The organism is Azohydromonas lata NBRC 102462 (assembly GCF_001571085.1).
Lineage (GTDB): Bacteria > Pseudomonadota > Gammaproteobacteria > Burkholderiales > Burkholderiaceae_C > Azohydromonas > Azohydromonas lata.
Window position 1 is genome coordinate 1 of the sequence record NZ_BCTC01000063.1, and the last position, 21,661, is coordinate 21,661.

The 21,661-nt window shown below is 69.2% G+C and carries 18 protein-coding genes; 6 read left to right on the forward strand and 12 right to left on the reverse strand.

Going from position 1 to position 21,661, the window contains the following annotated elements:
- A partial coding sequence (locus ALA01S_RS19935; protein WP_174548642.1) for an SdrD B-like domain-containing protein occupies positions 1-3,889 on the forward strand: 3,889 nt, incomplete at its 5' end.
- A gap of 320 nt (positions 3,890-4,209) precedes the next feature.
- On the opposite strand, the gene ALA01S_RS19940 is transcribed toward ALA01S_RS19935, so the two are convergent.
- Both ALA01S_RS19940 and gloB read right to left on the reverse strand, forming a co-directional pair.
- On the reverse strand, positions 4,210-5,967 hold the full coding sequence (locus ALA01S_RS19940; protein WP_084267745.1) for a transglycosylase SLT domain-containing protein: 1,758 nt from the start codon (positions 5,965-5,967) through the stop codon (positions 4,210-4,212).
- On the reverse strand, positions 5,964-6,737 hold the full coding sequence (gene gloB, locus ALA01S_RS19945) for a hydroxyacylglutathione hydrolase (RefSeq protein WP_066340034.1): 774 nt from the start codon (positions 6,735-6,737) through the stop codon (positions 5,964-5,966). The genes ALA01S_RS19940 and gloB overlap by 4 nt, the downstream gene beginning before the upstream one ends.
- A 60-nt stretch (positions 6,738-6,797) precedes the next feature.
- On the opposite strand from gloB, the gene ALA01S_RS19950 reads away from it, so the two are divergent.
- The 3 genes from ALA01S_RS19950 to ALA01S_RS19960 all read left to right on the forward strand — a co-directional run bounded on the left by ALA01S_RS19950 (position 6,798) and on the right by ALA01S_RS19960 (position 9,631).
- Positions 6,798-7,631: a class I SAM-dependent methyltransferase gene (locus tag ALA01S_RS19950; protein ID WP_084267747.1), complete on the forward strand. Its 834-nt coding sequence runs from the start codon at positions 6,798-6,800 to the stop codon at positions 7,629-7,631.
- 70 nt (positions 7,632-7,701) lie between these two features.
- Positions 7,702-8,130, forward strand: coding sequence for a ribonuclease HI (gene rnhA, locus ALA01S_RS19955; RefSeq protein ID WP_084267746.1), 429 nt, complete (start codon positions 7,702-7,704; stop codon positions 8,128-8,130).
- A gap of 25 nt (positions 8,131-8,155) precedes the next feature.
- Positions 8,156-9,631: a pyridoxal phosphate-dependent decarboxylase family protein gene (locus tag ALA01S_RS19960; protein WP_066340036.1), complete on the forward strand. Its 1,476-nt coding sequence runs from the start codon at positions 8,156-8,158 to the stop codon at positions 9,629-9,631.
- A gap of 86 nt (positions 9,632-9,717) precedes the next feature.
- On the opposite strand, the gene ALA01S_RS19965 is transcribed toward ALA01S_RS19960, so the two are convergent.
- The 8 genes from ALA01S_RS19965 to ALA01S_RS20000 all read right to left on the reverse strand — a co-directional run bounded on the left by ALA01S_RS19965 (position 9,718) and on the right by ALA01S_RS20000 (position 15,872).
- Positions 9,718-10,776, reverse strand: a complete 1,059-nt coding sequence (locus ALA01S_RS19965; protein WP_066340039.1) for an alpha/beta hydrolase family protein — start codon at positions 10,774-10,776, stop codon at positions 9,718-9,720.
- Complete coding sequence (locus ALA01S_RS19970) at positions 10,776-11,003, reverse strand: hypothetical protein (RefSeq protein WP_157119136.1); 228 nt, start codon at positions 11,001-11,003, stop codon at positions 10,776-10,778. Before ALA01S_RS19970 ends, ALA01S_RS19965 begins: the two co-directional genes overlap by 1 nt.
- 337 nt (positions 11,004-11,340) lie before the next feature.
- On the reverse strand, positions 11,341-11,886 hold the full coding sequence (locus ALA01S_RS33255) for a hypothetical protein (protein WP_157119137.1): 546 nt from the start codon (positions 11,884-11,886) through the stop codon (positions 11,341-11,343).
- A 19-nt stretch (positions 11,887-11,905) separates the two neighbouring features.
- Entirely contained in the window at positions 11,906-13,189 is a 1,284-nt protein-coding gene (gene moeA / locus ALA01S_RS19980; RefSeq protein WP_066340046.1) for a molybdopterin molybdotransferase MoeA, read from the reverse strand.
- Between the two features lie 58 nt (positions 13,190-13,247).
- A complete protein-coding gene (gene mobA / locus ALA01S_RS19985) occupies positions 13,248-13,841 on the reverse strand; it encodes a molybdenum cofactor guanylyltransferase MobA (protein ID WP_066340048.1) in 594 nt (197 codons plus the stop codon).
- A complete protein-coding gene (locus tag ALA01S_RS19990; RefSeq protein ID WP_066340049.1) occupies positions 13,838-14,137 on the reverse strand; it encodes a hypothetical protein in 300 nt (99 codons plus the stop codon). Before ALA01S_RS19990 ends, mobA begins: the two co-directional genes overlap by 4 nt.
- A gap of 8 nt (positions 14,138-14,145) precedes the next feature.
- A complete protein-coding gene (gene moaA, locus ALA01S_RS19995) occupies positions 14,146-15,270 on the reverse strand; it encodes a GTP 3',8-cyclase MoaA (protein WP_066340051.1) in 1,125 nt (374 codons plus the stop codon).
- Positions 15,271-15,356: 86 nt separating this feature from the next.
- Positions 15,357-15,872 (reverse strand): C40 family peptidase, encoded by a 516-nt coding sequence (locus ALA01S_RS20000; RefSeq protein WP_066340052.1) that lies wholly within the window; start codon positions 15,870-15,872, stop codon positions 15,357-15,359.
- Positions 15,873-16,272: 400 nt separating this feature from the next.
- Here ALA01S_RS20000 and ALA01S_RS20005 point away from each other — a divergent pair, with 400 nt between their 5' ends.
- A complete protein-coding gene (locus tag ALA01S_RS20005) occupies positions 16,273-17,250 on the forward strand; it encodes an MDR family oxidoreductase (protein ID WP_066340056.1) in 978 nt (325 codons plus the stop codon).
- 105 nt (positions 17,251-17,355) lie between these two features.
- A complete protein-coding gene (locus ALA01S_RS20010) occupies positions 17,356-19,269 on the forward strand; it encodes a propionate--CoA ligase (RefSeq protein ID WP_066340059.1) in 1,914 nt (637 codons plus the stop codon).
- Between the two features lie 81 nt (positions 19,270-19,350).
- On the opposite strand, the gene ALA01S_RS20015 is transcribed toward ALA01S_RS20010, so the two are convergent.
- On the reverse strand, positions 19,351-19,572 hold the full coding sequence (locus ALA01S_RS20015; RefSeq protein WP_066340065.1) for a YbdD/YjiX family protein: 222 nt from the start codon (positions 19,570-19,572) through the stop codon (positions 19,351-19,353).
- Complete coding sequence (locus ALA01S_RS20020) at positions 19,565-21,643, reverse strand: carbon starvation CstA family protein (RefSeq protein WP_066340068.1); 2,079 nt, start codon at positions 21,641-21,643, stop codon at positions 19,565-19,567. The genes ALA01S_RS20015 and ALA01S_RS20020 overlap by 8 nt, the downstream gene beginning before the upstream one ends.
- Positions 21,644-21,661: the final 18 nt, after the last annotated feature.

Consider the following 21,661-nt stretch of genomic DNA (forward strand, 5'->3'; position numbering starts at 1 on the left):
CTTCACCATCACGCGCCAGCACGTGGGTGCCGACGCCACCGACAACGACGCGGACGCGACCGGCTTTGCCGGCCGCTACACGCTGGCCTCCGGCGACGCGGTCACGACCGTGGACGCCGGCTTCTACCGCCCCGCCAGCTATGGCGACCGCGTCTGGCTGGACCTCAACGGCAACGGCCAGCAGGACGCCGATGAAGCCGGCGTGGCCGGCGTGCGCGTGACACTGCTGGACGCCACCGGCACGGCCATCGGCAGCCCGCAGCTCACCGACGCCAACGGCAACTACGCCTTCACCGGCCTGGCGCCCGGCGTCTACAGCGTCAGTTTCGACCCCGCCACGCTGCCCGCCGGCTACAGCGTCTCCTCGCGCGCCACCACCTCCGGCGGCCCGGACGGCATCACCGTCCAGGCCGAGCTCGGCTCCGGCCAGGTGAACCTCAGCGGCGACCTGGGCCTCACCGGCCGCGTCGGCCTGGACATCGAGAAATACGTCCACGGCGAGGTGCTGCAGCAAAGCTACGGCTTGGGCGGCGAGGGCCTCACGCCCGGCTTCTGGAAGAACCATACCGGCGACGGTGGCGCGCCCCTGAGCGGCTGGCCGGAAACCGGCCTGGTGCCCACCGACAGCTTCGAAAGCCTCTTCGGCGTGGACGTCCCCGGCTCGGCTCCCACGCTGCTGCAGGCCCTGTCCACCAACGGCGGCGGCGTCAGCGCGCTGCTGCGCCACGCGTCGGCCGCGCTGCTCAATGCGGCCAACCCCAACGTCGACTACTTCTACAGCCGCGAGCAGATCGTCACCCTGGTCCAGCAGGCCTTCGCCAGCGGCGACTACGAAGCGGCCAAGAACCTCTTTGCCGCGCAGAACGAGTTGGGCGCCGACCTGAGCACCCCCGCCACCGCCACCGGCAGCACGCTGCTGGTGTCGCCGGACGAGGACGCCGACACCCTGGCCACCGCCCCCGTCATCGCCGCCGGCGGCCAGGCCGTGTTCACCTACGAGGTCACCAACACCGGCACCGTGGCGCTCAGCGACGTGCGCGTGAGCGACGACCGCATCGCCGCCGTGAGCTTCGTCGGCGGCGACGACGACCACGACGGCCAGCTCGACGTCGGCGAGACCTGGATCTACACCGCCCACGAAACCGTGCAGGCCGGCGCCGTGGTCACCAACGTCGGCACCGCCACGGCCCGCGACGCCGTCTCCGGCCGCACCGCCAGCGACATCGACGTGGCCATCTACACCTCCACCGGGCTGAGCCAGTCCGTTGGCGACCGCGTGTGGCTGGACGCCAATGCCAACGGCATCCAGGACGCGGGCGAGGCCGGCTTTGCCGGCGTCACCGTGCAGCTCAGGAGCGCCACCGGCACGCTGCTGCAGACCACCACCACCGACGCCGACGGCAACTACGCCTTCAACGTCGCCGCCGGCAGCTACCAGCTCGCCGTCGTGGCGCCCACCGGCTACGTGCTCAGCAGCCGCGACCTCGGCGGCAACGACGCCACCGACAGCGACTTCGACCCCGCCACCCACGCCACCACCACTGTCACCGTGGGCGCCGGCCAGCAGGTGCTGACGGTGGACGCCGGGCTGCACGTGGCCGGCACGCCGGGGCTGGACCTGGAAAAGCTCGTCCACGCCGAGTACTACAACCAGCAGGCCGGCGGCGGCGAAGGCCTCACGCCCGGCTTCTGGAAGAACCACACCGGCGACGGCGGCGCGCCCTTGAGCGGCTGGCCGGAAACCGGCCTGTCGCCCAACGCCAGCTTCGAGGCGCTGTTCGGCGTGGACGTGCCGGGCAGCGCGCCCACGCTGGTGGACGCGCTCGCCACCAACGGCGGTGGCGTCAATGCGCTGCTGCGCCACGCCGCCGCGGCGCTGCTCAACGCCAGCGATCCCTACATCGATTACCTCTACAGCCGCGAGCAGGTCGTGAGCCTGGTGCGCCAGGCCTTTGCCAGCGGCGACTACGAGACGGCCAAGAACCTCTTCGCCACGCAAAACGAGTTGGGCGCGGACCTCGCCACGCCGGCCGGCAGCGTCTCCACCCTGGTCGTCACCGCGGACGTGGACGCCGACACCGCCGCCGGCGCGCTGGTCATCCCCGCGGCCGGCACGGCCCTCTACACCTACGTGCTCACCAACACCGGCAACGTGGCGTTGAGCACCGTCAGCGTGAGCGACGACCGCCTCGGCGGCATCACCTTCGTGGGCGGCGACACCGACCGCGACGGCCAGCTCGACGTGGGCGAGACCTGGACCTACACCGCCCGCGAGGCCGTGGCCGCCGGCGCCACGCTCTCCAGCACCGGCACGGCCAGCGGCCGCGACGCCGCCGACAAGGTGGTGAGCGACAGCGACGCCGCCCACGTCAGCTCCAGCGCCCTGGTGCAGACCCTGGGCGACAAGGTCTGGCTGGACGCCAACGGCAACGGCGTGCAGGACACGGGCGAGGCCGGCGTCACCGGCGTGACCGTGAAGCTGATGGATGCCACCGGCAGCACCGTGCTCGCCACCACGACCACCACCACCGGCGGCGCCTACGCCTTCAACGGGCTGGCGCCCGGCGACTACCGCGTGCAGGTGGTGCGGCCCAGCGGCTACCAGGCCTTCACGCGCGCCGACCAGGGGACGAACGACTTGGCCGACTCGGACGTGGACGCCAACGGCCTGTCCGGCGTCGTCCACCTGAGCTCCGGCACGGCCAACGCCGGCGTGGACGCCGGCTTCGCGCCCAACACCGTGACGCTGACCTACAGCTTCGACGGCAACACCGCCGTGGACGGCACCGACGGCAACACCCGCAGCTACAGCGTGGGCGGCGTCAGCGTGACCGCCAGCGCCTTCAGCCGCGATGCGGGCGGCACCTGGAGCAAGGCCTACCTCGGTGCCTACACCGGCGGCCTGGGCGTGACCGACGCCAGCGAAAACGGCTCCGGCGCCACCCACACCCTAGACAACGTGGGCCGCCTGAACTTCGTGGTGCTGCAGTTCTCGCAGAACGTGGTGGTGGACAAGGCCTACCTCGGCTACGTCTACGGCGACAGCGACCTCACGGCCTGGATAGGCAGCAGCGCCACCACGCTGACCAGCCTGAGCAGCTCGGTGCTGGGCGGCATGGCCAGCGAGGCCAACGACACCATCTCCACGACCACGCGCTGGGCCGACCTCAACGCCGGCGCGCGCGAAGGCAACGTGCTGGTCATCGCCGCCAGCGTCACCGACACCAAGCCGGACGACTACTTCAAGCTCGGCCAGCTCGTGGTCAGCACCAAGTCCACCACCATCACGCCGCTGGCGCTGGACCTGGACGGCGACGGCGTGGAAACGGTGGCCCGCGCCGACTCGGCCGGCAGCTTCGACCTGTTGGGCAACGGCCACGCGGTGGCCTCCGGCTGGATCGCGGCCGACGACGCGCTGCTGGCGATGGACGTGAACGGCAACGGCCGCATCGACGACATCCATGAGCTCTTCGGCGGCACGGGCGACGGCGCCGGCTTCACCCGTCTGGCCGCGCTGGACGGCAACGGCGACGGTTTCATCGACGCCCGCGATGCGCACTTCGGCGAGCTGCTGGCCTGGCGCGACCTCAACGGCGACCATCAGAGCAGCGCCGATGAGCTGATGACGCTGTCCGAGGCCGGCATCGCCAGCCTGTCCGTGGGCTTCAGCGTGCAGGCCTTCTACGACGCGCAGGGCAATCTGCACCAGGAGCACGGCGTGGCCACCCGCGCCGACGGCAGCTCACTGCAGGTGACGGACGTGCACTTCGACACCGGCCTGGGCTCGGTGGCCGCGGCGCCGGCCGCCGTGGAAGAGGGCGGCGACCTGCTGTCGCTGCTGGGCACCACGCTGCACACGAGCGCGGCGCTGCACGCGCTGGCGGTGTGAGCAGAAGACGAATCCCGGTGGCCCTGTGGCCGCCGGGATTGTTTCGCTGCATCAGACGTTCAAGCCCGCTTGCTGGAGTCAAGCGGGCCGAAGGAAAAGACGTCGTCATGCCCGCGAAAGCGGCCATCCACGAATGCCGAGGTGTGGCCTTTGAACGGCGGCGCCCGGATGTGGCGTTGGCGCGCCGGCATTTCGGCCGGCGTGGATGCCCGCTTTTGCGGGCATGACGGGTGGGGGTGCGAAACGCCCTTGAAACGCAAAAGGCGGCCCGCGGGCCGCCTTTCTTTTCATCTCCGGCGCGCCAGCGCGCCGTGCGCGCTTCAGCGCCGCGAGGTGCTCTCGCGCGCCTCGGCCACCTTCACGTTGCCGGCGCTGCGGCCGGCTGCGCCGCGCGGGGCGGGCGTGGGGGCGGCGGGGCGGGCGGCCGCCACGCGCTTGGCCGGCTCGCTGCGGCTGGCCACGGCACGCTTCTGCGGCGTCGCCGCGCGCGCCACGCTGCGCTGCTCGGCCGGCTCGGCCTTGACACGGCCCTTGGCCGCCACCTTGGCCACCGGTTCGGGCTCGGGCTCCGAGTTCATCGCCACCTGCGCCGCCTTGGCCTGCAGGTACATCACCACGGGCGCCCCCGGGCCGAAGCGGCTGCCAGCGGACACCTTGTTCCAGGCCGAGAGCTGTGCCACGGTCGTGTGCGTGCGGCGCGCCACGGCGGCCACGGTTTCACCCCGGCGCGCGGCCTTGATCACCACGCGCTGCAGCGGCGGCACGTCCGGCGCCAGCGCGATGGAGGCGTTGTCGGCAATGTGCTCGGCCACGTCGCGCGCCACCTGCTCGGTGCGCGGGACGATGAGCGTGGAGCCCGCCTTCACCAGCATGCGCAGCGGGATGCGGTTGACGTCGCGCAGCGTGCTCTCAGGCACGTCCAGCTCCTTGGCCACGTCGGCCGGGCGCATGGTGCGCGGCACCACCCAGGCCGTCCAGCTCGCGAGCTGGCCGCGGTAGCGCGAGAGGTTGCTCACGAAGGTGCTGGCGTTGTCGTAGGGCAGCAGCACCTGCGGCGTGCCCGCGGCCAGGATCACCGGCTGGTTCATCTGCGGGTTGAGCTGCTTGAACTCCTCCAGCGACAGCCCGGCGAGCTTGGCGGCCAGCGCCACGTCGATGTCGCGCTCGATGGGCACGCCCAGGAAGTACGGGTGGTTCTTCAGGTCAGGCAGCGCCAGCGCGAAGGCATCGGGCTTGATCACGATGTTCTTCACCGCCTGCAGCTTGGGCACGTAGTAGCGCGTCTCCTCGGGCATGCGCAGGTTCTCGAAATCCGTCGGCAGCCCGGCCTTGGCATTGCGCGCCACGGCGCGCTGCACGTTGCCCTCGCCCCAGTTGTAGGCCGCCAGCGCCAGGTGCCAGTCGCCGAACATGCCGTACAGCCGCGTGAGGTAGTCCAGCGCGGCGCGGGTGGAGGCCAGCACGTCGCGGCGGTCGTCGCGGAACATGTTCTGGCGCAGCTCGAAGTCGCGCCCCGTGGCCGGCATGAACTGCCACATGCCCGACGCCTTGGCGGTGGACAGGGCCTGCGGGTTGAAAGCGCTTTCGATGAAGGGCAGCAGCGCCAGCTCCGTGGGCAGGCCGCGGCGCTGCACCTCTTCGACGATGTGATAGAGGTAGCGCCCGCCGCGCTCGGTCATGCGCTGCACGTAGTCCGGGCGCTGCGAGTACCACTGCTCGGCGCGGCGCACGTAGTCGTTGTCCAGGTCCGGCACGGTGAAGCCGGAGCGCACGCGCGACCACAGGTCCACGTGCGCGTTGCCCGCGTTGAGGTCCACCGACTCGTCTGGGCGCAGCGGGTCCACGGGGTTGGCCACCGGCGTCTGCGCCACGCTCGCCATCGCGGGTGCGGCGGGCGTGACGGCGACGTCGGGGGCCATGGACGGTTTCACCGGCGGCGCCTTGGCCACGTCGGCCGCCGTGACGGGTCCGGTGGCTTGCGGGCCCGGCGCGGTGGCGCAGGCGCTCAGCGCCGCCGCGGCGGCCAGGGAGAGCAGGCTTCGCCAGAACGGCGGCAGAGGGGACGCGATTTTTTTCATTGGAAACCGTTCTTCCATTCACGCAGCGCCGCGAGCACCGCCACGTCGCCAAGCGCCCCAGGGTTGCGCTCTTGGGCGGCGCGGACGACGTCCGGCTGCGACGTGCGCAAAAAGGGGTTGATCTGCTTCTCCAGCCCAATGCTGGAGGGCAGGGTGATGCCGCCGTGTGCGCGCTGGTTCTCGCACCACGCGCGGTGCTGCGCGAGGGTGCTGTTGTGCGGCTCCACGGCGGCGGCAAAACGCAAGTTGGACAGGGTGTACTCGTGTGCGCAGCACACACGGGTGTCGGCCGGTAACGCGGCCAGGGCGGAAAGCGACGACAGCATCTGTGCCGGCGTGCCTTCGAAAAGCCGCCCGCAGCCACCGGAAAACAGCGTGTCGCCGCAAAACAGCACGGGCGTGCCCTGCGGCCCGGCGGGCAGGAAATAGGCGATGTGGCCGGCGGTGTGGCCGGGCACGTCGATGACCTGGAAGCGCAGGCCCAGCAGCTCGGCCGTGTCGCCGCCGTTCAAGGGCGTGCAGGGCTGCGGGATGCTCTCGCGCGCCGGGCCGAACACGGGGCCCTGCAGCAGCGGCCGCAGCGCATCCACGCCCCCGACGTGATCGCCGTGGTGGTGGGTCACTAGAATGCCCGCGAGCTTGAGCCCGTGGGCCTGCAGCGCCGCTTGCACAGGTTCAGCTTCGCCGGGGTCGACGACCAGTGCCTGTTTGCCGTCGTGCAGCATCCAGATGTAGTTGTCGGTGAAGGCGGGCAGGGCGAGCAATTGCATGGCGCGCGGATTATAGGAAGGCCCCCAAGTGAAAACCCTGTGCCGGCGCAGACGATCGTCATGGACGACCAGCGCCTGACTCCTTTGGCCTCGCGCGCGCAGTCACGCCACGACGCCTTGAGGCGCTGGCTGACCACGCCCCCGGGGCGCTACTTGCTGGCCTGGGAGCAGCAATGCATGGACCAGGCGGTGCCGGATCTCTTCGGTTTCCACGCCCTGCAGTTGGGCCTGCCGGAGCTGGACGCGCTGCGCATGAACCGCATGCCGCACCGCTGGTGCGCCAGCGACGAGCCGCCGTCCGACGGCCCAACCCACCTGGGCATGAGCCTGCGCGCGGCCGTCATCGGCCTGCACTGCGAGGCCGACGCACTGCCCTTTGCCAACGCCAGCCTGGACCTCGTGGTGCTGCCGCACACGCTGGAGCTGGCCGCCGACCCGCACCGCACGCTGCGCGAGGTGGAGCGGGTGCTGATGCCGGAGGGGCGCGTGGTCATCCTGGGCTTCAACCCGCTGAGCCTGTGGGGCATGCGCCAGCGCGTTGGGCTGTGGCGGCGGCGGCTGGGTTCGCGCGGGCCGCTGTTTTTGCCGCAAGCGGGCGAGACGATTGGTTATTGGCGGCTGCGCGACTGGCTGCGGCTGCTGAGTTTCGAGGTGGAGGCGGGGCGCTTCGGCTGCTTTTCGCCGCCGCTGAGGAGGTATCGCTGGCTGCAGCGCTTCGCCTGGATGGAAGACCGGGGCGACCGCTGGTGGCCGGTGTTTGGCGCCGTGTACTTGCTGGTGGCCGTCAAGCGCGTGCGCGGCATGCGGTTGGTGGGACTGGCGCGGCGCGAGCGCGTGAAGGCCAGCAAGGCCACGGCCGTGGTGGCCAACAAGGAAGGACTGGAAGTTGAGTGATTCGAGTGCAGCGGCCGCAGGCCGTGAGGGCGGCGCGGCCGCCACGGCGCAAGTGGCGGCACCGGCCGCGGTGACCGTCTACACGGACGGCGCCTGCAAGGGCAACCCCGGCCCCGGCGGCTGGGGCGCGTGGCTGCGCAGCGGCACGCATGAAAAGGAGCTGTGGGGCGGCGAGCGGCTGACCACCAACAACCGCATGGAGCTCACCGCGGTGATCGAGGCGCTGTCGGTGCTGAAAAAGCGCTGCAGCGTGGACATCCACACCGACAGCGAGTACGTGCGCAACGGCATCACCACCTGGATTCACAACTGGAAGAAGCGCGGCTGGACCACGGCCGACAAGAAGCCGGTGAAGAACGTGGAGCTGTGGCAGCGCCTGGACGAGCAGGCCCAGCGCCACGACGTGCGCTGGCACTGGGTCAAGGGCCACTCCGGCGACCCGGGCAACGAGCGCGCCGACCAGCTCGCCAACCGCGGGACGGCGGAAGTGATGCGCTGAAGCCCCGGCCGCACCCCCAGCGCCCATGAGCCAGTACGACGACCGTTTTACTTCCGCCCTGCAACTGGCTTTCGACGCGGCCATGCAATACCGCCGCGGCGTGCACGACACCCCGGCGCAGCCCGTGGACAGCTACGCGCAGCAATTGCAGCGCTGGGAGGGCGTGGCGCTGCCCGCCCAAGGCCTGCCGCCTGAGCAGGCCGTGCAGGCCCTGCTGGAGCGCGCCCGGCCGGGCCTGCGCGCCATGACGGGCGGACGCTTCTTCGGCTGGGTCAACGGCGCCTCGCACCCCGTGGGCCTGGCCGCGGACTGGCTCACCGCCGCCTGGGGCCAGAACGCCGCCAACCACCTCGCCGCACCGGCCGCGGCTGCGGCTGAAACCGTGGCCGCGCGCTGGCTGCTGGAGTTGCTGCGCCTGCCGCCAGAGTGCTCCGTGGGCTTCGTCACCGGCGCCACCATGGCCAACTTCACCGCGCTGGCCGCCGCGCGCAGCGCGCTGCTGGCGCGCGAGGGCTGGGACGTGGAAGCCGACGGCCTCTACGGCGCACCGCCCCTGACCGTGCTCGTGAGCGAGGAGGCGCACGTCACCGTCTACGCCGGGCTGCAATACCTGGGCTTGGGACGCCGCCGCGTGCGCCGCGTACGCGCCCAGGCGGACGGCAGCATGGACGCCGCCGATTTCGAGCGCGCCCTGGGCGAAGCCGGCGTGGGCCCGCTGCTGGTGCTGCTGCAGGCCGGCCACGTCAACACCGGCGCCTGCGACGACTTCAGGCGCCTGATTCCCCTGGCCCGCGCCCGCGGTGCCTGGGTGCACGTGGACGGCGCCTTCGGCCTGTGGGCGCGCGCCTGCCCCGGCCGCGCCGCGCTGGTGGACGGGGTGGAGCAGGCCGACTCCTGGGCCACGGACGGCCACAAGTGGCTGCAGCTGCCCTACGACAGCGGCTTCGTCATCGTCCGCGACGCCGACGCCCACCGCCGCGCCATGACCGCCGCCGCCAGCTACCTGCCCGCCGCGCAGGCGGCCGAGCGCGACCCCACGCAGTACGTGCCCGAGCTTTCGCGCCGCGCGCGGGGATTCGCCGCCTGCGCGCTGCTGCTGCACCTGGGCCGCGACGGCGTGGCGGCCATGGTGCAGCGCCACTGCGAGCTGGCCCGCGACATGGCCGACGCGCTGGCGCGCGAGCCCGGCGTGGCCGTGCTCAACGCCGTGGTGCTCAACCAGGTGCTGGTGCGCTTCAGCGCGGGCCACGCCGCCCCCGGCGCCCCGCGCGGCGGCGAAGACGCCGGACAGGTCGACGACGCCCTGAACGCCGCCGTCATCGCCCGCGTGCAGGCCGACGCCACGTGCTTTGCCGGCGGCACGCGCTGGCACGGCCGCTGGGTGATGAGAATCTCGGTGATCGGATTTTCGGCCGACCCCGACGATATTCAGCGCAGCGCCGACGCCATTCGAAAAGCCTGGCGCGCCGTGCGGCGCGAAGAAAATATTCAGTTTTCCTGATAAACGCGGTAGCGCGCGAGTTTGCCTCTTGCCGCGCTGTCCACGGGTTGGGCTGGCACGGCAATGACATTCAATTGCTTGAAAATTTATCTGTCCGGCAATAAATGTTGTGCGAAGAACTCGGCGATGGCCTGGTGTATCTGATTCACCCTTGTGGCACGCTGAAAATTGGGCGGATCGCCCAGCAGCGCGAACTCGATGCTGCCGGGCGCAAGAGGCGGCATGGGTGACAGCATGGCGCCGTGTCCGGCGTCCGCCAGGCGCAGCAGCACTTCACAGCGTGGTTCGCAGGCTTGGGCGATGGCCTCGGCGTGGAATTTGGGAATCTGGTTCACATCCCGCTCGGCAATGATCAGGCCGAGCGGTATTTTGGGCTTGGCCAGCGAGGCGGGCAGAAAATCCGCGGCAAACGGCACCATGGCCACGGCGGCGCGTATGCGGGCATCCGTGTAGCGTTGAGGCGTCGGGTCGGAGAACCGCCACGCAATCACCCGGCGCGCCAGCCACAGTTTCAAATAGTCCAGGGCATTGCCGCGCAGCCGCGTGGTGAAGCCTACGCAGGAATTGAAATCCTCTTCCAGGTGCTGCTCGCAATGGGCCTTGAAGCGGTCCGGCGACCATTGGCCGCCGGCCAGTGTGAGGGCCGTATGGCCGCCGGCCGAGCCGCCAAATATGCCCACGCGGTCGGTGGAGACGAAATTCTGCAGTGGCGGATAGGAGGCCACCGCGTCTATGGCGCGGCTGATTTCCAGCGGCCGGCGGGCCCAGCTTTCCGGTCCGGGCCGGGAATGGTCCTGATCATTGTCGCCCTGGTGCTGCGGAATGGCCACGATAAAGCCGCGGTGCACCAGCGTGCGCGTCAAATCCATATGCACCCAGGGCGAGCCGCCGGAGCCGTGGGAAATGACGACGAGGCGGCCGTTGCTGAAGGAGGGCGGCGCATCGGCCGCCCAGGAGAATTCAAAAGGGCCTTGGCGGACGGCCGTTTCCTCGGCCAGCGTGGGATAAAAGAGCACGGTTTTGCCGCCGTCGAGCTGCGGCAATTCGGCATATCCCAGGTGGCCAAATTGAGCGTTGGCGGTGCCGGCCAACAGGGTGGCCAGGAACGCGGCGGCTTGGAGCAGGTATTTCTTGAGTTTTTGCATCAAGCGGTTTTGATGAACCGGTCCAAAGTCGTTGGGCTGGAGGTTTCACCCTGGTGGCGCCGCATGGTGGCCAGGGCCGAGACCAGCATTTTCTCCGTGACGCTGTCCTGGCGGAGATGGGCATCGCCTATGCCGGTTTGCGCTACCTGGAGAAAATCAATCCGCTCGGTACCGTTGATGTCCAGCGGGGTTGTATCGCCGGCATTCACCGGTATTTGCATGCTCATGCCCATGCCGCCGCTGACGCTTCGACGAGCGACGCCGAAAACGATGCGCCGCTGCCCACACGGGCATTTTGGTTGGTTGCGCGTTGGTCGGCGAAAATTCTGGTGCTGCTGGCGTCAATGACCATGGCTTGCCTTGTGAAGAGCTTGTTTATAAAGGCCTGCTACGGATGCTGCAGTTGCTGTGCCTGGCTTATTTCTTTCGGGCTTTTCCGGGGCGGGACAAAGCCCGTCACCCTCTCACGAACGAATACGCTGGTCAAGCTGGATGTCCGTTTTCCTGGCGGAAGTGTCCGAATTTAAATTCAAGCCGTGGTGGCTGCGCATGAGCTTTTCAGCGTCACTTGCTCCTGTAAAACTCCGCAAAGCACCATTTAAAATCCTCAGCCGTGCAGAGCAGGAATTTATCTTTACTGGGGTGCAGCTTGATGTAGTTCACCGCCACATGCCCGATTTCCACCTGGTGCCCTGAGCAGTCCGGCTGTCCGTTGGATTTGGTGAGTTTATCGACCCACTTGTAAAAGCCCTTGTCGCTGGGCCTATCGGAGAGGGTGAATTCCGACTCGTTGCGCTCCTCGCCGGACATGGAGTATTTCATGCCGTCGGCGCGCAGCTCATATTCCTCGAAGCATTTTAAATCCGGCAATTCGATGCGCCAGGTGCCAATCAAAGGATGGTCAGGCGGCAAGGGTTTTCGAACGACATCCTGCGCACTGGCTGAGAAACATAGCAGGGTGCCAAGAAGGAGTGCCGTGAAAAATCGAGTGAAGGCCTTCATGGGTATAACGATGGAATAGCGAAAATCATATCTTAGGCGCAAATTTCGTCTGTGCCAAGAAATATGGGCGTGAAAAAAGCCGCCCTGATGGCGGCTTTGCATCGGCATGTGCTGCTCTGAAATCTACTTAAACTAATCCCTCAAACGGCACCACATCCACCAATTCCCCAGCAGCAATATTCCCCTGCTCGTGCCCCAGCACGATGAGCCCATTGGCCTCGCTCATCGAGCGCAGCACGCCGGAGCCCTGGCTGCCGGTGATGCGTACCGACCAGTTGCCATCGGTCCCGCGCTCCACGATCCCGCGCTGGTATTCCGTTCGCCCCGCCTTTTTCCGAATGGACGTCGCGCTGGCCGCGCGAATCACCGGCAGCGGTGAATTTCCGGCGCCCGCCATTTGCAGCAGCGCATTCCGGACGAAGGCATAGAACGTCACCATCACCGCCACCGGGTTGCCCGGCAGGCCGAACAGCACGGCCTGTTTTCCAGGCTCGCCGATGCGGCCAATGGCCATGGGCCGTCCGGGGCGCATGGCGATCTTCCAGAACAGCACCTCGCCCAACGACGCCATGACCTGCTTGGTGTGGTCGGCCTCGCCCACGCTCACGCCGCCGCTGGTGATGACGGCGTCCGCACAGGCCGCCGCCTCGCGGAAGGCGGCTTCCAGCGCGGCGGGATCGTCGCGCACCACACCCATGTCGATCGCGTCCACGCCCAGGCGCTGCAACATGCCCCAGATCGTGTAGCGGTTGCTGTCGTACACGCAGCCGGCGTCCAGCGGTTCGCCAATCGACCGCAGCTCGTCCCCGGTGGAGAAGAAAGCCACGCGCAGCCGCCGCAGCACCGGCACCTCGGCCTGGCCCAGCGAGGCCAGCAGCCCCAGGTCCGCCGGGCGCAGCACCCGGCCGGCCTGCAGCGCCGGGGCGCCGCGCTTCAAATCCTCGCCCGCGAGGCGGCGGTTGTCGCCGGCGCGCACCACGCCGGCCGGAACGATCACCCGGCCGTCCACCGTCCTGGTGAACTCCTGCGGCACCACCGTGTCCAGCCCGGCGGGCATGACGGCGCCGGTCATGATGCGCACGCACTGGCCTGTGGTCACTTCGCCCTCGAACTGCGCGCCCGCGTAGCCCGTGCCGGCAATGTCGAACGCCGTGTCGGCGCCGGCCGAGAGGTCGGCACTGCGGAAGGCGAAGCCGTCCATGGCCGAGTTGTCGTGCGCGGGCACGTCGATCGGAGAGATCACGTCGCGCGCTAGCACGCGCCCAAGCGCGGTGCGCAGGGCCAGGCTTTCCACCGCCTGCACGCGCGGCACCATTTGCGCGATGAAAGCCTGGGCCTTCTCGACGGGCAGGGCGTTGGGGTCGTAGCCGCTGAGGCAGGAGGCGATGTCGGCCAGGGAGTTGTTGTTCATGTTCGGTCGGGTCGGTCAGGCGCCTCGGCCGCGTTGGGCGGCCCGGCGGCAGGCGAAATCAGGGCTCCAGCCGGCGCAGGTCGGCCAGGGTGTTGGCGTTGAAGAAGGCCTCGGCGTCGTCGAAGGGCACTTCCACGTGGCGGTGCTGGCCTATCCAGCGGTCGATCTTGCGGCCGCCTTCGCTGGTGAAGCGCACCAGGCTTTCCAGCAGTGACGCCTTCATCAGGCAGAACACGGGCTGCACCTGGGGGCGGCCGTCTTCCTCGGTGATGGGCAGGGCCACGTCGGCGCCGGCCTCGTCCGCGGCGGCGGCCAGGCGCGCTACCAAATCGGCGGGGAAGCGCGGCGTGTCGCAGGGCACCGTCACCAGCCACGGCGTCTCGCAGTGCTCCAGCCCGGCCATGAAGCCGGCCAGGGGGCCGGGGAAGTCCGGCAGCGCGTCCGGCCACACCGGCACGCCGAAGGATTCGTAGGCCGCGAGGTTGCGGTTGGCATTGATCAGCACGGCGCCCACCTGGGGCTGCAGCCGCAGGAGGGCGTGCATCGCCATGGGCAGGCCGTTGAGGTTTTGCAGACCCTTGTCGACGCCGCCCATGCGGCTGCCGCGTCCGCCGGCCAGGATCAGGCCGGTGATGTCTTGGGCGTCGATCATGGGCGGCGGGCGTCCTCGTCCGGCATGGGGTAGTCGTCGGCGCGGCGCTGCGGGCCCTGCATGACGGTGCGCATCCAGCAGCCCAGGCCTACGGTGAGCATCATGGTCAGGCCGAACACCAGCGCGCCGATCACGATGTAGTCGATCAGCAGCGTCTGCCGCGCCGGGTCGTTGGTGAGGCCGGGCTGGAAGAACTGCTTGGCGAACTCGCCCGCCATCCAGGGCAGGACGAGGGTGGCCGCGGCCGTGAGGGCCAGCAGCCGGCGGCAGGAGCCTTGGGCGGGAAGGAGTCCCATGGTGCTTGTCAGCCTCCGATGTAGTGCATCTCGACGCGGCGCCGCCCCGAGCCCGCGTCGGCCTGCTGCGCGCCGCGCAGCTCCGAGTAGCGGTCGCCGCGCTCCTGCCAGATCAGGCCGATGGCGGCGGCGATCTGCTCGTCGCTGGCGCCGCCGCGCAGCAGCGAGCGCAAGTCCTGGCCCTGCGAGGCGAACAGGCACAGGTACAGCCGCCCCTCGGTGGACAGCCGCGCGCGGTTGCAGTCGCCGCAAAACGCCTGGGTGACGCTGGAGATCAGGCCGATCTCGCCGCGCCCGTCCGCGTAGCGCCAGCGCTGCGCCGTCTCGCCCACGGCGTTGGGGGCGGTGGGCTCCAGCGGGAAGACCTCGTGGATGCGCTCGCGCACCTGGGCCGAGGGCAGCACGTCGTCCATGCGCCAGCCGTTGGAGGCGCCCACGTCCATGAACTCGATGAAGCGCAGGATGACCTGGCCGTCGTAGTGCTCCCGGAACCAGCGCGCCATGGGCACGATCTCGTGGTCGTTGGTGCCGCGCTTGACCACCATGTTGACCTTCAGCGGCCCAAGTCCCACGCGGCGCGCCTCCTCGATGCCGGCCAGCACGTCGGCCACGGGGAAGTCCACGTCGTTCATGCGGCGGAAGACCGCGTCGTCCAGCGCGTCCAGGCTCACCGTCACGCGCTTGAGGCCGGCGTCCTTGAGCGCCTGCGCCTTGCGCGCCAGCAGCGTGGCGTTGGTGGTGAGGGTGAGGTCCAGCGGCTGGCCCTCCGGCGTGCGCAGCGCGGAGAGCATCTCGATGAGCTTTTCCACGTTCTTGCGCAGCAGCGGCTCGCCGCCGGTCAGGCGCAGCTTGTGCACGCCGTGAGCCACGAAGATGCGCGCCAGCCGCGTGATCTCCTCGAAGCTCAGCAGCGACGACTGGGGCAGGAAGCCGTAGTCGTTGGTGAAGATCTCCTTGGGCATGCAGTAGCTGCAGCGGAAGTTGCAGCGGTCCGTCACGGAGATGCGCAAGTCGTGCAGCGGGCGGCCGAGGCGGTCGGCCAGCAGGCCCGACGGCGGGGTCAACTGCTCAGGAATGCGGGGCGTCGCCGCGGCATAGCGCAGGTCGGCAATGGGAATCGCTCGTTCGGCCATCCCTCGATTGTGCCGTTCCCTTCACAAGAGGGACTTGAAGCAGGTTGCCTTGCGGGCCCGCAGCTTGGGCCGGGGCACGGTGCGCTTCAGCGCGGCTGCGACATGCCGGCTTCGCGCATCAGCTCGTTGCCGTCGTTGACGCCGGGCACGCGGCGGCCGCCGGTGAAGCGGTGCGTCCAGTAGGCCTCGCGCATGTCTTCCACGCGCACGTTCTGGCCGGTGCGCGGGGCGTGGATGAACTTGCCGTCGCCCACGTAGATGCCCACGTGCGAGAAGGTGTGGCGCAGCGTGTTGAAGAACACGAGGTCGCCGGGCTTGAGCTCGTCGCGGCCCACTTGCTGCAGCCCGTCGGCCTTGGCCTGGTCGTCGGCGCGCCGGGGCAGCACCAGGCCCAGCGTGCGTTCGAACACGTGGCGGGTGAAGCCGCTGCAATCGAACCCCGTCTCTTCCGAATTGCCGCCGCGGCGGTAGGGCACGCCCAGGAAGTCGAAGGCGGAGATCACCAGGTTGGACGCCTTGTCCCTCATGTTCTGCACCAGCGGCGCGGCGCCGGCAGGCAGCAGGCCACGTTCGATGAGCAGCTGCGTGACGCCGTCCGGCATGGGCGCGGCGGCAGTCGCAGGGGCAGCGGCGGGCGCGGTGGTGAGGGTTGTGGGGGCAGCGGTGGCGGTTGCTGCAGTGGCAATGGCAGCCGTGGCGGCCGTGGCCGCAGCGGCAGCTGCTGGCGCAGTCTTGGCGCTGTGCCTGTGCGGGTGTGATTTCGAACGCGGCGCGGCTTCCGCACCGACTGTTGCGAAAAGCACACAAGTAAGCAGCAGGGAAGGTAGGGCTTTCTTCACGGGCGCGGAGAGTACCATGTTCGAGGGGGGATTAACCCAGCCCAATGGCCTTATTAGCGCCAAGTCAATGCGTCAGCATGCCGTCAGCGCATGCGCATGCAATCCAGGCCTAACACAAAGCCGCCGGCCAACGGTCCCGGCAGCGCCTGGAGACACCCCCAAGATGTTCAGTGCCCTGTACCTGCAGAAGGACGCCGGCGGTTTCAGCGCCGACGTGCGCGAGCTGCCGCCGCTGGAGCCGGGCGAGGGCGAGGTGCTGGTGCGCATCCAGCACTCCACGCTGAATTTCAAGGACGGTCTGGCCATCACCGACCGCTCGCCTGTGGTGCGACGCTTTCCCATGGTGCCGGGCATAGACGGCGCGGGCGTCGTCATCGCCAGCCGCCACCCCGGCTTCCAGCCTGGCGACCGTGTCGCCAGCACCGGCGCCGAGGTAGGAGAAACGCGCTGGGGCTGCCTGGCGCAGCAGGCCGTGCTGCCGCCGGACGGGCTGGTCAAGCTGCCCGCGGGTTTCTCCACCGAGCACGCCATGGCCGTGGGCACGGCCGGCTTCACCGCGGCGCTGGCCGTGCTGGCGCTGGAGCGCCACGGCCTGAAGCCGCAAAGCGAAGTGCTGGTCACGGGCGCCACCGGTGGCGTGGGCAGCATCGCCATCGCGCTGCTGGCGCGCGCCGGGCACCGTGTCACCGCCGCCACCGGCAAGATGGCCGAGGCCGATTACCTGCGCGCGCTGGGCGCCGCCGACATCCTGGACCGCCGCACGCTGGAAGCCGCTGGAAAACCGCTGCAGAAGGAACGCTGGGACGCCGTGGTGGACGCCGCGGGCAGCCACACGCTGGTCAATGCGCTGGCGCAAACGAAGTGGAATGGCACCGTGGCAGCCTGCGGTCTGGCGCAGGGCGCGGACCTGCCCGGCTCGGTGATGCCCTTCATCCTGCGCGGCGTGACGCTGGCCGGCATCAACAGCGTGTGGCCGGCGCGGCCGCTGCGCGAGGCGGCGTGGCAGCGCATCTTCGAATCGCTTGATACCGGCTTGCTGGACGGCCTCACGCAGACCATCCCGCTCGCGCAAGCGAGGTGGGGCGCGCAGGCGCTCATGGACGGCAAGGTGCGGGGCCGCTTCGTGGTCCGCATCGACTGACCCCACAACCCCAACAACAAGACAGCAGGCGGCCAGGCCACCCCGGACCTTCAGGATCGCCAAATTTTGAATTCATTATTTCGCATGCAAGCAGGAGCCTAAAGCATGAGCTACGCGGACTTTCACAAGCGCTCGGTCGAGCAGCGTGAGGATTTCTGGGCCGAGCAGGCCAAGTTGATCGAATGGAACAAGCCGTTCGACCAGGTTTGCGACTACAGCAAGGCGCCGTTCGTCCGCTGGTTCCCGGGCGGGGAGACCAACCTTTGCCACAACGCGGTGGACCGCCACCTCAAGGACCGTGCGGACCAGAACGCGCTGGTCTGGGTGTCCACCGAGGTGGACAAGGAGCAGATCTACAGCTTCCGCGAGCTGCACGCCGAGGTGCAGCGCATGGCGGCGGTGCTGCAGTCGCTGGGCGTCAAGAAGGGCGACCGCGTGCTGCTGTACATGCCCATGATTCCCGAGGCCGTGTTCGCCATGCTGGCCGCGGTGCGGCTGGGGGCCATCCACTCCGTGGTGTTCGGCGGCTTTGCCAGCCACAGCCTGGCCAGCCGCATCGACGACGCCGCGCCCACCGTGGTGGTGAGCGCCGACGCCGGCTCGCGCGGCGGCAAGGTCATCGCCTACAAGCCGCTGCTGGACGAGGCGCTGCGCCTTGCGAGCCACAAGCCCGCCAAGGTGCTGCTGGTGGACCGCGGCCTGGCGCTCATGGAGCGCACCGAAGGCCGCGACGTGGACTTCGCCGCGGTGCGCGAGCAGTTCACCGGCACCGAGGTGCCTTGCGAGTGGGTGGACGCCACGCACCCGAGCTACACGCTCTACACCAGCGGCACCACGGGCAAGCCCAAGGGCGTGCAGCGCGACACCGGCGGCTACACCGTGGCGCTGGCCGCGAGCCTGAAGCACATCTTCCAGGGCGACCCGGGCGAGACCTTCCTGTGCACCAGCGACATCGGCTGGGTGGTGGGCCACAGCTACATCGTCTATGGGCCGCTGATCGGCGGCATGGCCACGGTGCTGTACGAAGGCCTGCCCACCACGCCGGACGCGGGCGTGTGGTGGAGCCTGGTGGAGAAGTATAAGGCCACCGTGATGTTCAGCGCCCCCACGGCCATTCGCGTGCTCAAGAAGCACGACCCGGCGCTGCTGAAGAAGTACGACCTGTCCACGCTCAAGGCGCTGTTCCTGGCCGGCGAGCCGCTGGACGAGCCCACGGCGCGCTGGATCAGCGAGGGCCTGGGCTGCCCCATCATCGACAACTACTGGCAGACCGAGACGGGCTGGCCCATCCTGTCCATCGCCAACGGCGTGGAGAAGCAGCCCAGCAAGTTCGGCAGCCCCGGCGTGCCGACCTACGGCTACGACGTGAAGCTGATCGACCAGCAAAGCGGCGAGGAGCTCAAGGGCGCCGACCAGAAGGGCGTGGTGGTGGTGGAAGGCCCGCTGCCGCCGGGCTGCCTGCAGACGGTGTGGGGTGACGACGACCGCTTCGTCAAGACCTACTGGCAGAAGGTGCCGGCGCTGGACGGCAAGCCGGAGCACTGGCTCTACAGCACCTTCGACTGGGGCATCCGCGACAAGGACGGCTACTACTTCATCCTGGGCCGCACGGACGACGTGATCAACGTGGCCGGCCACCGCCTGGGCACGCGCGAGATCGAGGAGAGCATCTGCAGCCATGCGGCCGTGGCCGAGGTGGCGGTGGTGGGCGTGGCCGACCAGCTCAAGGGCCAGGTGGCCATGGCGTTTGCCGTGCTGCGCGACGCCACGGCGCTGGGCGACGAGGCCCGCATGAAGCAGCTCGAAGCCGAGATCCTGAAGACGGTGGACGCGCAGTTGGGCGCGGTGGCGCGCCCGGCGCGCGTGCGCTTCGTGAGCGTGCTGCCCAAGACGCGCTCCGGCAAGCTGCTGCGCCGCGCCATCCAGGCCGTGTGCGAACAGCGCGACCCGGGCGACCTGACCACCATGGAAGACCCGGCCGCCCTGCGCCAGATCAGCGACCTGGTGGGCGCCAAGTAAGGCAACGAATAAAAGAGGGAGCGCGAGGGAGGAGGGGAAGGGGCCGCGCAAGCGGCCCCTTTTCTTTTTTCTTCCAGCGCCTCAACAGCACTTCCCCGTTCCCCCGCCATACCGCGCCTGCTGGCGATCCCGAAAGAACGCCTCGTAGCTCATGGGTTCCTGGTCGGGGTGGGTGCGCTTCATGTGCTCCAGGTAGCCGCCGTAGTCCGGCAACCCGACCATGAGGCGCAGGCCCTGCGCGAAGTAGCGCCCGGCCTGGCCCAGCTGGGCCAGGCGGGAAGCCTTGGTTTCAGCTTCAGGCATGGGCCGCGGCCTGGGCGTCGGCGGGCAGCCGCTCGTAGGCCATCTCGCGCGTGGTGGGCGCGCGGCTGGCGCGGGCGGCCAGCACGCTGCGCACGGCATACACCAGGATGCTCGCGACCACGAACATGAACAGGCCGCACAGCGCCGCGTCCAGCCGGTCGTTGAAGATTACGCGCTCCATCGCCTCCAGGCTCTTGGCCGGGGCCAGCACCTTGCCTTGCGCCAGCGCGTCGGCGTACTTGCCGGCATGGGCCAGGAAGCCCACGCGCACGTCCTCCGAGAAGATCTTCTGCCAGCCCGCGGTCAGCGTGCACAGCAGCAGCCACACGGTGGGAACGATGGTCACCCAGGCGTAGCGGTCCTTCTTCATGCGGAACAGCACCACCGTGCCCAGCATCAGCGCCACGGCCGCCAGCATCTGGTTGGCAATGCCGAAGAGGGGCCACAGCGTGTTGATGCCGCCCAGCGGATCGACCACGCCCTGGTACAGGAAGTAGCCCCAGGTCGCCACGCACAGGCCCGTGGCCAGCAGGTTCGCGGGCAAGGATTCCGTGCGCTTGAGCGCGGGCACGAAGCTGCCCAGCAGGTCCTGCAGCATGAAGCGGCCGGCGCGCGTGCCGGCGTCCACGGCGGTGAGGATGAAGAGCGCCTCGAACAGGATGGCGAAGTGGTACCAGAAGGCCATCATGGCCTTGCCGCCCACGACCTGGTGAAGGATGTGGGCCATGCCCACGGCCAGGGTCGGCGCGCCGCCGGCGCGGGCCAGGATGGTGTTCTCGCCCACGTCCTTGGCGGTCTGCACCAGCATCTCCGGCGTGATGACGAAGCCCCAGGTGGAGAGCGTCGCCGCCACGGCCTCGGGCGTCTTGCCCACCAGCGCGGCCGGGCTGTTCATGGCGAAGTACACGCCCGGCTCGATGCACGAGGCCGCCACCAGCGCCATCACCGCCACGAAGCTCTCGGCCAGCATGCCGCCGTAGCCGATGTAGCGGGCGTGCGATTCGTTCTCCAGCATCTTGGGCGTGGTGCCCGACGAGATGAGAGCGTGGAAGCCGGACACCGCGCCGCAGGCGATGGTGATGAAGAGGAAGGGGAACAGGTTGCCCGCCCACACCGGGCCGTTGCCGGCCGCGAACTGCGTGAGCTTGGGCATCTGCAGCGAGGGCGCAACGACCACGATGCCGATGGCCAGCGCGACGATGGTGCCGATCTTGAGGAAGGTCGAGAGGTAGTCGCGCGGCGCCAGCAGCAGCCACACCGGAATGGACGCGGCGACGAAGCCGTAGCCGATGAGCAGCCACGTCAGCGCCTTGCCGTCGAAGGTGAAGAGCGGCGCCAGCGTGGGGCTCTCGTGCACCCACTGCCCGCCCAGGATGGCGGCCATCAGCAGCACGAAGCCGATGACGGAGATCTCGCCGATGCGCCCGGGCCGGATGAAGCGCAGGTACACGCCCATGAACAGCGCCACCGGAATGGTGGCGGCCACCGTGAAGGTGCCCCACGGGGACTCGGCCAGCGCCTTCACCACGATCAGCGCCAGCACCGCGAGGATGATGATCATGATCATGAAGGCGCCGAAGAGCGCGATCAGCCCCGGCACCGTGCCCATCTCCTGCTTCACCAGGTCGCCGAGCGAGCGCCCGTCGCGCCGCGTGGAGATGAAGAGCACGATGAAGTCCTGCACCGCGCCGGCGAAGACCACGCCCGCGAGGATCCACAGCAGCCCGGGCAGGTAGCCCATCTGCGCCGCCAGCACCGGGCCCACCAGCGGGCCGGCGCCCGCGATGGCCGCGAAGTGGTGGCCGTAGAGCACGTGCTTGTTGGTGGGCACGAAGTCCAGGCCGTCGTTGTATTTCCAGGCCGGCGTCTGGCGCGTGGGGTCCAGGCCCAGCACCCGTTGCGCGAGGAACAGGCTGTAGTAGCGGTAGCCGATGAGGTAGACGCAGACCGCGGCGACCACGATCCACAGCGCGCTCACCGCTTCGCCGCGCGCCAGGGCCACGTAGGCCAGCGAGCAGGCGCCCAGGACGGCCACGCCTGCCCAGGGCAGGTGGCGACGGATGAAAGACATAGGGTTGGCTCCTGCGGC